This window comes from Rhodanobacter sp. Root179 (genome assembly GCF_001428465.1).
GTDB lineage: Bacteria > Pseudomonadota > Gammaproteobacteria > Xanthomonadales > Rhodanobacteraceae > Rhodanobacter.
Genome location: NZ_LMHR01000088.1, coordinates 103,098 through 116,430, shown reverse-complemented (window position 1 = coordinate 116,430; position 13,333 = coordinate 103,098). Strand labels below are relative to the sequence as shown.

Sequence of the window (13,333 nt, the reverse complement as noted above, 5' to 3'; positions counted from 1 at the left end):
CACGTCACAAATAGCGGCGGATCATCTCTTTCAGCTGCTCGGCCCGCGCTGGCGTCAGCGGCCCCAGCACGCCGCGCGCCGATGCGGGAATGTGTGCTGCGGGGTCTTCTTCTCCGAACACGTAATGCTCAAGCAGCGTGCGCCACGCCGCGCGATCGGCCGGGTCCAGCGACTTGAAGCTGAGGATGGCGTGAAGCAGGCCATCCAGTGCCGTCGGCATGGCGCGGCCACGGCCGCTGCCGGGAATCCACCAGTAATTCACCAGCGCGTTGAGCGGCTGCAACGACTCCACGTGATGCCACCACAGCGGCGGGATGTAGATCGCGTCGCCCGGCTGCAGTTCGGCCACCTGCGCATGGGTCAGCGCGTCGCGCAAGCGCGGGAAACGCGGATCATCGACCTGGTCCAGCCGGGCCATGCTGATCGCCGCACCGGTGGGCGCGAAATCCAGCGGCCCGATGTAGAGGTTGTGCACCTGATCGGTGGGAAACAGGGTAAAGCGCCGACTGCCGCCGACCACGCAGGCGATGTTGGCGTACTCGTCGAAATGCGCCGGGGTGGTGACGCGATTGCCGATCCACAGGCGCGGCTGGATCTGCGGGTCGAGGAAGGCCAGTGCATGGTGTTCGAGAAAACCCGGCAAGCACTCGGCGATCAAGGCACTCTGCAAGGCCAGACCGGGCGGGTCGGGCAGTCGGCTGCAGGCGGCCAGCCGCTGCAGCACCTGGGTGACCGAGACCCGGTGATGCTGATAGTTGAAACCGTCGAAGGCGCTGTTGTAGCCGACCACGCCGCCCTCGGCCGGCGCCATCAGCAAGGCGTCGACGTCACTGCCGTTGTCCCATGCGGCAAGACCTTGCGCGAACGCTGTATCCGATTGCCGCGCCCAGCCCACCAGCGGCCAGTCGCGACACAGTCCGCGGATCACCCGCGGCCGCTCGCCGCCGACCAGATCGTCCAGTTCGAGTGGCTGGCCGCGCTGGCCATATTCCTCGATCGCAGTCGGCATGCGGCCTACTCCGCGTCGACCGCGCGCACCGCGCGAACGAAGGCTTCCAGCCGCGCCGGGTCCTTGATGCCGGGCGCGGATTCCACGCCACTGGCCACGTCCACCGCCCACGGTCGCGCCATGCGCACGGCCTCCGCCACGTTGCCCGGGTCCAGCCCGCCAGCAACGATCAGCGGCTTCTCGCGCACTTCCGCCAGCAGCGACCAGTCGAACGTCTTGCCGCTGCCACCGGCCTCGCCACGGGCATGGCCATCCAGCAGCAGGCCGGCGGCATGCGGGTAATCGTGCCGGCGCGACAGACCGGCAGCGCCCTCGCCCATCGCCAGCGCCTTCAGGAATGGATGGCCAAACTGCGCGCACCAGGGGTCGGTTTCCTCTCCGTGGAACTGCAGCAGCGCTGGCCGCACCTGCTCCAGCACCTGTTCCACCAGGCTCACCTCGTCGTCCATGAACAAGGCCACGGTCGCCACGAAAGGCGGCAGCGACTCGACGATGTCGCGGGCCTGACGCAGGCCGACCTGGCGTCGGCTGCGCGCGGTGAACACCAGCCCGATCGCATCGACACCCAGCCGTGCGGCGAGCACGGCGTCGTCGACCCGGGTCATGCCGCAGCACTTGATCCGGGTCATGGCTGGCTGACCTCGTCCGGCAGATGCCAGTGACGCTCGTAGCGTGGACCGATGAAGGTCAAGCCCGAAGCCGGCGCCGTGGGACCGGCCACCTGGCGGTCACGACCGGCCAGCAGTTCGCCCATCCACTCGACCGGCTGTTCGCCGCGGCCGATCGGCAGCAGCGAGCCGACGATGTTGCGCACCATGTGATGCAGGAAGGCATTCGCCTCGATCTCAACGAACAGCTGTTCGCCCTCGCGCCGCACGCTCACCGCCAGCACGCTTCGCCGCGGGTGCGCCGCCTGGCAGGACAAGGCGCGGAATGCGCTGAAATCATGCTCGCCCAGCAGGGCCTGGGCAGCGACGTGCATGCGCTCGGCGTCCAGCGGCAGGCGCTCCCAGGTGACATAGCGCGCATCCAGCGCCGCACGCACCGGCCGGTTCAGCAGGTGATAGCGGTAGCGCCGGCTGCGCGCGGCGTAACGCGCGTGAAAACTGTCCGGCACCGGCTGCGCCCACAGCACGGCCACGCTGTTCGGCAGGTTGGAGCAGCTGCCCAGCACCCAGCCACGCATGTCGCGGCTGGCGTCGGTATCGAAATGCACGACCTGGCAGCGGCCATGCACGCCCGCATCGGTGCGACCGGCGCAGCTGACCTCGACCGGATGCGCGGCCACCATCGACAGCGCGCGCTCCAGCGCGCCCTGCACGCTGACATCCTGCTTCAGCCGCTGCCAGCCGCAGAAGTCGGTGCCGTCGTACTCGATGCCCAGAGCGATACGCATGGATCGTGCAGAACCTGAGGGGGAAACGTCGAAGATTAGCAGGCCAAAACGACATCGGGCCGGCTAGGCCGGCCCGATATCATCCAGACGAAGCAGGAAACTCAGTGCAGGCTGTCCAGCAGCCGCTTGGCCACGTCACGCTGCATCTGGCTGCCTTCCTTCATCACCTCGCCCAACATGGCGCGGGCGCCTTCGGCGTCGCCCATGTCGACATAGGCACGCGCCAGGTCGAGCTTGGTGTCCACCGGATCGTCGTTGAATTCGCCCAGATCCTGGCCATCGTCGTGGCTCGCCGGGGCGCGCTCGGCCTCCTCGAAATTCCAGTCCGATGCCGGCTCCGCCGGTGCCGCGGGAGTGCGGGGCGCCACCACCGTGACGTCTTCCGCCGCCGCTTCCGGGCGCGCTGGCGGCGCTGCCGCGGGATGGGTCAGATCGAAGTTGAAGTTGTACTCGCTGACCTTCTTCGGGCCGGCGCCGGGCAGCGGCGGCATCGAGGACACCACCGTGGGCGCGTCGCTCGCGTCCGCGTAGTCATCGATGTTGAACTCGCCGCGTGCGTCGGCCTCGTCGGGCGCGGCGGACGCTTCGTGGTGGTCGAACAGCGGGTGGCCGGGCACCAGGTCCTCGCCCATGTGCAGCACGTCCTGCCACTCGTCCTGCTGCGGGTCGGTGATGTGGGCGTGCATCGCCTCGGCGGCGGCCTCGAAATGATCGACGTCGCGGCGCGAGTAATACAGCGTGACCAGTTCCAGGTGCAGGCCGATGTCATCCGGATGCTCGGCCAACTGGTCGAGCAACTCTTCCTGGTCGACGTCGTCGCCCAGCAGATCCTGGTCGGCAGCGCCGGGCACGGATCCGAAACGGTCGGCCAGCGATGTGGACGACTTGGCTGCCGCGGCAGCCGGCTTGCGGCGACGGCCCAGCATCGCCAGCAGGATCAGCAGCACGATCGCGCCGGCACCGGCAGCCCACGCCCAGGTCTGCATGTACCACGGCTGCTCCTCGACCGGCGCAGGAGCCGGCGCGACCGGCTTGGTCACTGCCGGCTTGACCGGTTCGACCGGCTTGACTGCAGCCGAGTCCGCCAGCGGCGTGGTCACCGTGGTGGCGGAGGAAACCGGGGCACTGGGCGCGGTGGATGCCAGCGCGGGCGTGTTTGTTGCAGCCGGCGTCATGGCCGTGCTGGCATGGGCCGCCTCAAGCTCGGTCTTCGCAACCGGCGCGGGCACGGCGGGTGCCGGAGCAGCCGTCACCCTGGCCGCACTGGCGGCAACCGCCGGCATGCCGGCGCTCTTCCTCGCGGCGGCCAGCTTGGCCTGCAGCTCGGCGATCTCGTTGTCCTTCAGCGACAGCAGTCGTTCGTTCTTGCTGTTGATGTCGCCCAAGTCCTTCAGCCGGGTCTTCAGGTCCGTACTCTGCTGCTGCAGGCTGGCCAGGCTTTCCTGGCTCCGCAGCAGATCCTGGCGGAGGCTGGCGGTGGACTTGTCGCTCGAGCCCGCGCCCTGGGTTCCGGCACCACTGCCCTGCCTGGCCGGCACCAGTGCGAGCCGGTCGCCGTTGCCGGCAGCGCCGGTGGAGGCACTGGAGGTCGACCCGCTGGTGGCGGCATCGGCCACGATGGTGGGCTTGCCCGGCACGCCGGCGCGCCAGTCGCTGTTCTGGCGACGGACTTCGGCGGCAGCGGCGGCGATGGACATCGCCTGCGCCTCGGCCGAGGTCGGCACGCGCAGCACCACGCCACTCTTCAATGCATTGATGTTGTCGCGGTAGAACGCGTCAGGGTTGGCCTGCTTGAGCGCCAGCATCATCTGCTGCACGTCGACCCCGGACGGAGCCACGTTGCGCGCGATGCCGGACAGGGTCTGGCCGCGCTCGACCGGACCGAGCTGGCCGTTGCTGGCCACCGGCGCGGCCGGCCTTGTCACGGGGGCCGGCGCGGTCGCCTTCGGCGCTGCGGCGACGGGTGCGGCAGCTGCCTTCGGGTGCGACGCAGGGCGGACGGGCGCGGGAGTCGCCGCCACCGGGGCCTTCGCGGCGGCATTCGGCGGGTCGAGCAGGATCGCGTACTCGCGCACGCTCTTGCCCGCCTTGCCGTTCACCTCAAGCAGCAGGTCGAGGAAGGGGTCATCCACCGGCGTACTGCTGGTGATGCGGATCACCGGATGGGCGCCGCCGGCGTTGGCCACGCTGAAGTGCAGCGGGATCGAGGTGCGTCCGCCCACGATGCCGGCGCGTGCGAATTCCTCGCTGGAAGCCAGCTGGACACTGAGATTCTGCAGCTCCGCCGGATTGTCCGAATGCAGCGGGATCTCAGCCAGCAGCGGTTGGCCCAGCGCCGACTTGACCTGGATCTGACCCAGATCCATGGCCATCACCTGGCTGGTGCCCAGCGCCAGCGCGATCAGCACCGACAATTTCAACGAACGATTCATGCGTGTTCCCCCGAACGATCCTGACGCAACTCTCTAGGTTGGCGTTGCCGCGATTGACGACCACGACCCCAATCGAGGTGCCACTTTAGTTACATGAAGGCCAATCAACAATAGGCGCGACGAATACTTGCGATACATTGCTGCGGTGTGTTCTCACCCCGGCATCGCCTTTCAATGCTGCCCGCCGGACTGGCCGGATTGCAATTCCTGCAGCTGCTTCTGCAGCTCGGCGATCGTCTTGTCCTGCTCCTGCAGGCGCTCGCCAGCCCGTTTGCTGTCCGATTCCCGGCGCTGCACGTCGCGTTTCAGGCGCTTGACCTCGGCCTCGCTGCGCGCCACCTTCCGCTGCGCCCTCGCCCCGTCCCGGGCGGCAGCAGCGGCTCCCGGCTGCGCCTGCGCCGGGGCTGTCGCCCAGGCTGCCCCTGCCGACACAAAACAAGCCAATGCAAATACCTGGATCAAACGCATTTCAGAGATAGTCCTCGATCAACAACTCGGCGATCTGTACCGCATTGAGCGCCGCGCCCTTGCGGATATTGTCCGACACGATCCACAGGTCCAGCCCGCGGTCGTGCGAGATGTCTTCGCGCACCCGTCCCACGAAGACCCCGTCCGCGCCGGCCGCCTCGCCCACCGGGGTCGGATAGCCACCCGGCTTGCGCTCGTCCACCAGCACCACACCCGGCGCCTGGCGCAGCAGTTCGCGGGCCTGCTCGGCAGTCATCTTTTCGCTGGTCTCGATGTGCACGGCCTCGGAATGGCCATAGAACACCGGTACCCGCACCGCGGTCGGATTCACCTGGATCGACTCGTCCTCCAGGATCTTGCGGGTCTCCCACACCAGCTTCATTTCCTCCTTGGTGTAGCCGTTGGGCTGGAAGTCGTCGATCTGCGGGATGACATTGAACGCGATCTGGGCCGGGAATTTCTTGCCCGGCTCCACGCTTTGGAAGTTCAACAGGGCCGCGGTTTCCCGCCCCAGCTCCTCCATCCCGCTGCGGCCAGCGCCGGAAACCGACTGGTAGGTGGCCACGTTGATCCGCTCGATCTGCACCGCGCGATGGATCGGCGCCAGCGCCACCAGCATCTGCATGGTCGAGCAGTTCGGGTTGGCGATGATGCCGCGGCTGGTGTACTGGGCGATCGCATGCGGGTTGACCTCGCTGATCACCAGCGGGATGTCGTCCTGATAGCGGAACTCGGAGGTGTTGTCGATCACCACCGCACCGGCTGCCGCCGCCCGCGGCGCGTGTTCGCGGCTGACCGAGCCGCCCGCGGAGAAGAACGCGATGTCGACGCCTTCGAAATCGTAGGTGTCCAGCAACTGCACGGTGATGTCCCGGCCCGCGAAGCTGACCTTGCCGCCGGCCGAACGCTCGCTGGCCAGCGGCACCAGCTCGCTGACCGGGAAATCGCGCTCGGCGAGGATCGCCAGCACGGTCTCGCCGACCGCACCGGTGGCGCCGACCATGGCGACCTTGTAACTGCTCTTCTGACTCATGGGGTGGCTTGCTCTCGGAATAGGAAGACCGTGCCGCTCACAGCACGTTCGGGTTGAGGATATTGGGCGGACGCCCGGCCTGCGGACCGTGGCCGAACATCGCCAGCACATTGTCCACCGCCACCGAGGTCATCGCGCGGCGGGTTTCGGTGGTGGCGCTGGCGATATGCGGGCTGAGCACCACGTTGTCGAGCGTGAGCAGGCCCGGATGAACCTTCGGCTCGCCCTCGAAAACATCCAGCGCCGCACCGGCCAGGCGGCGTTCGCGCAAGGCCGTGGCCAGCGCCGCGTCGTCGACGATGCCGCCGCGGGCGATATTGATCAGCATCGCGGTCGGCTTCATCTGCGCCAGTTCGGCGGCGCCCACGGCATGGCGGGTCTGCGTGGTCAGCGGCAGCGCCAGCACCAGGAAGTCGGATTCGCGCAGCAGTTGCTGCTTGTCGACATGACGCGCGTTGCAGCCCCGCTCGTCCGCCTCGGGCAGGGGCGTGCGGTTGTGGTAGATCACCGGCATGCCGAACCCGAGTGCGCGCCGCGCGATCGCCTGCCCGATGCGACCCATGCCCAGGATGCCCAGCGTGCGCCCGCGCACGTCGCTGCCAAGCCAGGCCTTGAATTCGGTGGCCTGCCAGTGTCCGGCGCGCAGCCAGCGCTCGGCGGCGCCCATCCGGCGCGCGGCGCCCAACAGCAAGGCCCAGGTGTAGTCGGCCACGCTTTCGTTGAGCACGTCGGCGGTGTTCGACACCGCGATGCCGGCGGCGCTCATGGCGTCCAGGTCGATGTTGTCGTAGCCCACGCCCAGGTTAGCCACGATGCGCAGGCGCTCCGCCGCGCCGATCTCCGCCGCGCCGATGCGATCCTTGAGCCCGACGATCACCGCGTCCTGGCCGGCCAGCCGAGCCGCCAGTTCCGACTGGCTGAACTTGCGCTCCTCCGCCTCGACGGTCACCTGGAAATGCGGCTCCAGCCGGGCAATGATCCCCGGAAAGGTGGGCCGGGAAACCCAGACGCGCGGCTTGTCGGTCATCGGCGTGATTCCGGATGCTGCGGTTGAAGGTCAGGCGATGCGCGGCGCGACCGCACCCACGTCGCCGCATTGCGCCCGGTGGCGCAACGCGTGGTCCATCAGCACCAGCGCCATCATCGCTTCGGCGATGGGCGTGGCGCGGATGCCGACGCAGGGATCGTGTCGCCCCTTGGTGACCACGTCCACCGGTTCGCCGGCCAGGTTCAGGCTGTGGCCGGGAATCAGGATGCTGGAGGTGGGTTTCAGCACGATCGAGGCGGTGACCGGCTGACCGCTGCTGATGCCGCCGAGAATACCGCCGGCATGATTGGACGTAAAGCCGTCCAAATGCATCTCGTCGCGATGCTCGCTGCCGCGCTGGGCGACGGCGGCGAAACCGTCGCCGATCTCCACGCCCTTGACCGCGTTGATCGACATCAGCGCACCGGCCAGGTCGCCGTCGAGCTTGCCGTAGATCGGTTCGCCCCAGCCCGGCGGCACGCCATCGGCGACCACGTCGACGCGGGCACCCACCGAATCGCCGGACTTGCGCAGCGCGTTGATGTAATCCTCCAGCGCCGGCACCTGGGCCGCATCCGGCCAGAAGAACGGGTTCTGCTCCACCGCATCCCAGTCGAAGGCGGCGGGCCGGATCTCGCCGATCTGCGCCAGGTGGCCGCGCACGCGCACGCCATGACGCTCGGCCAGCCACTTCTTGGCGATCACCGCGGCGGCCACCCGCATGGTGGTCTCGCGGGCCGAGGACCGCCCTCCGCCGCGGGGGTCGCGGATGCCGTATTTCTGCCAGTAGGTGTAGTCGGCATGGCCGGGGCGGAAGGTCTGTTCGATCTCGCCGTAGTCCTTGCTGCGCTGGTCGGTGTTGCGAATCAGCAGCGCGATCGGCGTGCCGGTGGTCTTGCCCTGGTACACGCCGGAAAGAATCTCCACCTCGTCCGCCTCGTGCCGCTGCGAGGTATAGCGGCTGCGGCCGGTGGCGCGGCGATCGAGGTCGGTGCGAAATTCGTCAGCGCCGATCGCCAGCCCCGGCGGGCAGCCGTCGATCACGCAGCCGATCGCCGGCCCGTGGCTCTCGCCGAAGGTGGTGACGGTTAACAGTTTGCCGAACGCGTTGCTGGACACGGGGTTTGGACGTCCACAGGGAAACCGGCACAGCTTAACCGTGATGGGCCTCGCCTGCCTGCTGCGCGCGCCACTCGTGGTCGAGCATGGCGAAAATCACGTCATCGACCCATTCGCCCCTGAACCAGAGGCTTTCGCGATGATGCGCCTCCTGGCGCATGCCCAGCGCCCGCAGCATGACCATGCTGGCCAGATTGCGCGGATCGACCGAGGCATGGACGCGATGGCGGCCAAGCTCGCCGAAGACGAAGGCCAGCAGCGCCCGCACGGCCTCGCTGGCGTAGCCAAGCCCCTGGCAGGCCGGGGCAAGGCTGACGCCGAACTCGACCGAATCCCGCGGATCCTCGGGCAGGCACACGCCCAGGTCGCCGACCAGGGCGCCGTCTTCGCGCAAGCGGATCGCGCTCTGGAACCAGCCATGCGCAGGCGACGCCGGCTGCGCCGCGATGAACTCGCCGGCCGCGGCGAGATCGGCCGGGCACCAGCCTTGATAAAGCGCCACCCGCGGATCGGCGCGGCAGGCAAACAGGGCTTGCGCGTCGGCTGGTCGCAGCGCATCGATCCGCAGTCGCGCGGTGACCAGCTCCATCGTTCAGCCCGGGCGGCGCGCGGCAGCCGCGGCCTTGATCGCGTCGGCATGCTCGACGAGATCGCGCCGCTCCAGCGCGAACACGCCCATCTGGCCGACCTTGAACTCGATCCAGATGAACGGCACTTCGGGCAGCAGCGCGGCCAGCGCGTGCTCGCTCTCGCCCACCTCGACGATCAGCAGGCCGTCCTCGGTGAGGTAGTCGGCCGCCTCGTCCAGCATGCGCAGGCACAGGTCCAGGCCGTCGATGCCGGAGGTGAGGCCCAGCTTCGGCTCGTGCGCGTATTCGCCCGGCAGCGCGGCGTACTCATCCTCGGTGACATAAGGCGGATTGGACACGATCAGGTCGTATTGACGCCCCGCCACGCCCGCGAACAGGTCGGAGCGGATCGCCTCGACCCGGTCCTCGACGTGCTGGAACACGATGTTCTCGCGCGCCAGCGACAGCGCCTCGTCGCTGATGTCGACGATGTCGACCCGCCACTCAGGGTTGTACTCGGCCATCGCGATGCCGATGCAGCCCGAGCCGGTGCACAGGTCCAGGGCCCGCTCGATGTGGCGCTCGTCCAGCCATGGCGCGAAGCCCGACTCGATCAGTTCGGCGATCGGCGAACGCGGCACCAGGGCGCGGCGGTCGCTCTTGAACTTCAGCCCGGCGAACCAGGTTTCGCCGACCAGGTAGGCCACCGGCAGGCGCTCGCCCACGCGACGCTCGATCAGCGCCAGCACGTTCGCCCGCTCCTCGGCCGTGAGCCGACCCGCGCCGTAGGCAGGCGGGATGTCCGGCGGCAGGTGCAGGCTGGCCAGCACCAGGTGGGTGGCCTCGTCGATCGGGTTGTCGTGGCTGTGGCCGAAGGTCAGCCCGGCGGCCGAAAAGCGACTGGCGCCATAACGGATGAAGTCGATGATGGTGGCAAGTTCGGCGGTCACGGCGATCCATGGGTGCGGCGAGGGGCCGGGCATTATACGGCCAGGAGCAGGGCCGGCTGGCGCTCGGCTCGGCAGCAACCTCAAGCGCTCGCCCTGAGCGCAGCGCAGCGGAGTCGAGGGCATCACCACGCGTGGCCGATCGTTCCACCTGCAAACCTGCGCCCGGGGTGAACGGCGCCGGTATCCCTCTATACTGGGCGGATGACTTTCAAAGTATTCCTCCAGTACGCCCTGCCCCACCGCTTCCTGTCGCGCCTGGTCTACTGGGCCACGCGCTGGACCTTCGCGCTGTGGAAGAACTGGCTGATCACCACCATCGTGCGCAATTACCAGGTGAACATGGCCGAGGCGGCGCAGCCCGATCCGCTGGCCTACCAGCACTTCAATGCGTTCTTCACCCGCAAGCTGCGCCCGGACGCACGCCGGGCCGACGCCGATCCGGCCGCCCTGGTCTCGCCTGCCGACGGCCGCATCAGCCAGTCCGGCGCCATCGTCGAGGGGCGCATCTTCCAGGCCAAGAGGCAGGAATACACCGCCGCCGAACTGCTCGGCGGCGACGAGGCCGCGGCAGCCCCCTTCCACAACGGCCGCTTCGTCACCGTCTACCTGTCGCCCCGCGACTACCACCGGGTGCACATGCCGCTGCAGGGCACGCTGCGCGAAACCGTGCATGTGCCTGGCCGGATCTTCAGCGTGGCACCGTTCGCGGTGGCCGCAATCCCCCGCCTGTTCGCCCGCAACGAGCGGCTGGTCTGCCACTTCGATGGCGAGCACGGGCCGTTCGTGGTGGTGATGGTGGGCGCGATCCTGGTCTCGTCGGTGGCCACCGTGTGGGACGGCTTGGTGATTCCGCCCTACGCCTCGTCGATCAGGCGCAAGTCCTTCGCCGGCCAGAACATCACCCTGGAGCGCTTCGCCGAGATGGCGCGCTTCAACATGGGTTCCACCGTGATCATGCTGTTACCCGAAGGCATGGCCGAGCTGGATCCGCTCGCGCCGCAGCAGGCGGTGCAGGTCGGCCAGCGGCTGGGCCACCGCCCGGGCTGAAGCAGCCCGGCTGGCGGAGGGTCGACCCCGCCGGAAAGTCGCCGGCGCGGCCGGCCGACCTGACGCGACACGTCAGTATGTGACGTCCTGCGCGCAATTGACCGGTTTGACCCGCTACACTCCGCGTCGGAGTCGTGCGCAGGGGGCACGGTTGAATTCAAGCGCCGAGGGGATCTCATGCAAATATTGACGCCATTCCTTGTGATGATGCGCGCGCGCCAGCTTGGCCGCCAATTCCGCGACATCGAACGCATTGTCCGGGCGCTGCCCAAGCGCAGCCATGAGCGCCTCAGCACCCTCACCCTGCGCGAAATCGGCCAGGCGTCACGCAGCGATTTCCCGCACCTGCACGGCACCGCCCCCGAAGCGCGCTACCTGCCCTGGGGCCAGGGCACCGAAGCCGGCTACGAGCGCGCCCGTTCGGGCAATGCCGAAGTCGCGATGCGCGGCATCGCGCTGTGGCTGGCCGTGGCCTACCACGAGACCAAGAACTCGCCCCACGCGAGCCTGCAGCCGCAGTACCGCCAGCTGATGCAGCTGCTGCGCGAACTGAAGGAAGCGCAGAGCCAGGGCAACACGGTCGACAGCTGGATGCAGCAGACCGCCGTCGCCTGAACGGCTGCCGGTCGCGCCGCTCAACGCCTGTGAAGAAAACCACGATCCTGTGGTTTTCTTCTATCGCGAGTCCGGTACACGCCCGGACTCGCTCACGCGAATCAGGCACTTGCGTGCCCGATCCGCGTCCGGCCATCCCTGGCCGGACTTCGAGGTTGAAAAAATCACAACCCCTCAGCGACAGACCGGCAACTTCAGCTGCTGACCGATGCGCAGATGCTGGTGGCGGATGCCATTCATCTCGGCAATCTCCTGCACGCTCGAACACTGCAGCTTGCGCACGATGCTGATCAGCGTATCGCCGCGGCGCACCCGATAGTTCTTCGTGCCCCGGCTCTTCGCCGGCGCCTTGGCCATCGGTGTGGCGACCACCGGGATGACCGCCTTGTGCAGGTCGCTGGCCAGGATCGGCCACGGACCCTCGACGCAACGCGAGGCGTAGGACCGCTCCAGGACTTTCGGCAACTGCAACACGGTGCCGGCCGGCTGGCTCACCTGAGGATCGAGCCGGGGATTGAGGTTGCGCAGCGTGCGGAACCAGCCGTCGCTCATGCCACCCGCCGAACCGAGGCAGACGGTCAGCTCCGACAGCGACGCAGGCCGCTTCAGGGTGATCGTGCCGGGCACGACGTCGAGTCGGGGGAAGCGCAGGTTATAGCTGTCCGGATGCTGGAACAGCCAGGCCGCGGCCAGCACCGCGGGCACGTAGTCGCGGGTCTCCTGCGACAGCTCGTTGTAGATCCGCGGATCGTAGAAACTCACCGAGGTGTCGTCGCCGACCAGCCGCCGGATGCGGCCTTCGCCGCCGTTGTAGGCGGCGATGGTCAGTTCGAGGTTGTCGTTGAAGATCCGCAGCTGCTCGTTCATGTACTCGGCATTGGCACGCGCCGAGGCCGCCGGATCGAAGCGGGTGTCGAAGCCGTCGTCGCTGACCAGGCCGAAGCGCATGCCGGTGGCGTACATGAACTGCAACGGGCCTGCCGCACCCGAACGCGAGACCGCGTGGACCTTGCCGCCGGATTCCTTGGCCATGATGCCGAACAGCAGCGCCTCGGGCAGGTCCGCCTTCTCGTAGGCCGGCCACATCTGGTAGCGCATGTATTGATAGTTGACGTACGCGTCCATCAATTGCGGCCGCCACTGGGTCAGCCACATCTCCAGCGCGGCCTTGACCGGGCCGTTCATCGCGATCAGCTGCGAAAGCTTCTGGCCATGCAGCAAGGTCACGCTGCGCTGGGCCTGCGGCAGGCTGGTCGCGCCGGTCTTGCCGGCAATGGCCTGCGCCGCCTGCGCGGGATCGACATCGCTGTCCAGGTCCTGCGCGCCGCCGAAATCGCCGTCTTTCAGGCGCAGCAGGTGATCAAAGGTCGAGAAGAAGCGCTGCGGATCACAGCCTGCAGTATTCCCGCAGCGCGCCGATGCATCCTTCAGGCGATCCAGCGACCGGGTCAGGGTCTCCTGCGAGGCCTGCAGGTCGCCCTCGCGCGATTGCTGCAAGGCGGTTTCGTAACCCTTGCTGGCGACGTCGAGTTCGCCATACAGCGCACCGACCTGGGCCGAAGGTTTTGCCGGGCCGCTGGCACAGGCACCGAGAAGACTGGCCGCCACGGCGATCGACGCCAGGCGGATGGAACGCATCACCGAACACGACAACATCAGAAACACCAC

13 protein-coding genes are annotated in these 13,333 nt (G+C 68.1%); 2 read left to right on the top strand and 11 right to left on the bottom strand.

Annotated features, from left to right (window positions below):
* Window positions 1–4: 4 nt before the first annotated feature.
* From ASD82_RS15635 to prmB, 10 genes are all read right to left on the bottom strand, one after another.
* Window positions 5–1,009: a cupin-like domain-containing protein gene (locus tag ASD82_RS15635; RefSeq protein ID WP_056718729.1), complete on the bottom strand. Its 1,005-nt coding sequence runs from the start codon at window positions 1,007–1,009 to the stop codon at window positions 5–7.
* A 5-nt stretch (window positions 1,010–1,014) separates the two neighbouring features.
* Window positions 1,015–1,638: a phosphoribosylanthranilate isomerase gene (locus ASD82_RS15630; protein WP_056718728.1), complete on the bottom strand. Its 624-nt coding sequence runs from the start codon at window positions 1,636–1,638 to the stop codon at window positions 1,015–1,017.
* On the bottom strand, window positions 1,635–2,405 hold the full coding sequence (gene truA / locus ASD82_RS15625; RefSeq protein ID WP_056718727.1) for a tRNA pseudouridine(38-40) synthase TruA: 771 nt from the start codon (window positions 2,403–2,405) through the stop codon (window positions 1,635–1,637). The genes ASD82_RS15630 and truA overlap by 4 nt, the downstream gene beginning before the upstream one ends.
* A 101-nt stretch (window positions 2,406–2,506) precedes the next feature.
* Window positions 2,507–4,837, bottom strand: a complete 2,331-nt coding sequence (locus ASD82_RS15620; RefSeq protein ID WP_056718726.1) for a FimV/HubP family polar landmark protein — start codon at window positions 4,835–4,837, stop codon at window positions 2,507–2,509.
* A gap of 171 nt (window positions 4,838–5,008) precedes the next feature.
* Window positions 5,009–5,305, bottom strand: a complete 297-nt coding sequence (locus ASD82_RS15615; protein ID WP_056718725.1) for a hypothetical protein — start codon at window positions 5,303–5,305, stop codon at window positions 5,009–5,011.
* Window position 5,306: 1 nt separating this feature from the next.
* Window positions 5,307–6,338, bottom strand: coding sequence for an aspartate-semialdehyde dehydrogenase (locus ASD82_RS15610; protein WP_056718724.1), 1,032 nt, complete (start codon window positions 6,336–6,338; stop codon window positions 5,307–5,309).
* 37 nt (window positions 6,339–6,375) lie between these two features.
* Window positions 6,376–7,365 (bottom strand): D-glycerate dehydrogenase, encoded by a 990-nt coding sequence (locus ASD82_RS15605; RefSeq protein WP_056718723.1) that lies wholly within the window; start codon window positions 7,363–7,365, stop codon window positions 6,376–6,378.
* A 30-nt stretch (window positions 7,366–7,395) separates the two neighbouring features.
* Entirely contained in the window at window positions 7,396–8,484 is a 1,089-nt protein-coding gene (aroC, locus tag ASD82_RS15600; RefSeq protein WP_056718722.1) for a chorismate synthase, read from the bottom strand.
* A 34-nt stretch (window positions 8,485–8,518) separates the two neighbouring features.
* Complete coding sequence (locus tag ASD82_RS15595; protein WP_056718721.1) at window positions 8,519–9,073, bottom strand: GNAT family protein; 555 nt, start codon at window positions 9,071–9,073, stop codon at window positions 8,519–8,521.
* Between the two features lie 3 nt (window positions 9,074–9,076).
* The gene (prmB, locus tag ASD82_RS15590; protein ID WP_056718720.1) at window positions 9,077–10,003 is read right to left on the bottom strand and encodes a 50S ribosomal protein L3 N(5)-glutamine methyltransferase; all 927 of its coding nucleotides are present in this window, start codon (window positions 10,001–10,003) and stop codon (window positions 9,077–9,079) included.
* A gap of 201 nt (window positions 10,004–10,204) precedes the next feature.
* Here prmB and asd point away from each other — a divergent pair, with 201 nt between their 5' ends.
* Complete coding sequence (gene asd / locus ASD82_RS15585) at window positions 10,205–11,050, top strand: archaetidylserine decarboxylase (RefSeq protein WP_056718719.1); 846 nt, start codon at window positions 10,205–10,207, stop codon at window positions 11,048–11,050.
* Window positions 11,051–11,227: 177 nt separating this feature from the next.
* A complete protein-coding gene (locus ASD82_RS15580) occupies window positions 11,228–11,665 on the top strand; it encodes a hypothetical protein (RefSeq protein ID WP_056718718.1) in 438 nt (145 codons plus the stop codon).
* 174 nt (window positions 11,666–11,839) lie between these two features.
* Here the strand turns inward: ASD82_RS15580 and ASD82_RS15575 are convergent, their stop codons facing one another.
* Window positions 11,840–13,321, bottom strand: a complete 1,482-nt coding sequence (locus ASD82_RS15575; protein ID WP_056718717.1) for a lytic transglycosylase domain-containing protein — start codon at window positions 13,319–13,321, stop codon at window positions 11,840–11,842.
* Between the last annotated feature and the right edge of the window lie 12 nt (window positions 13,322–13,333).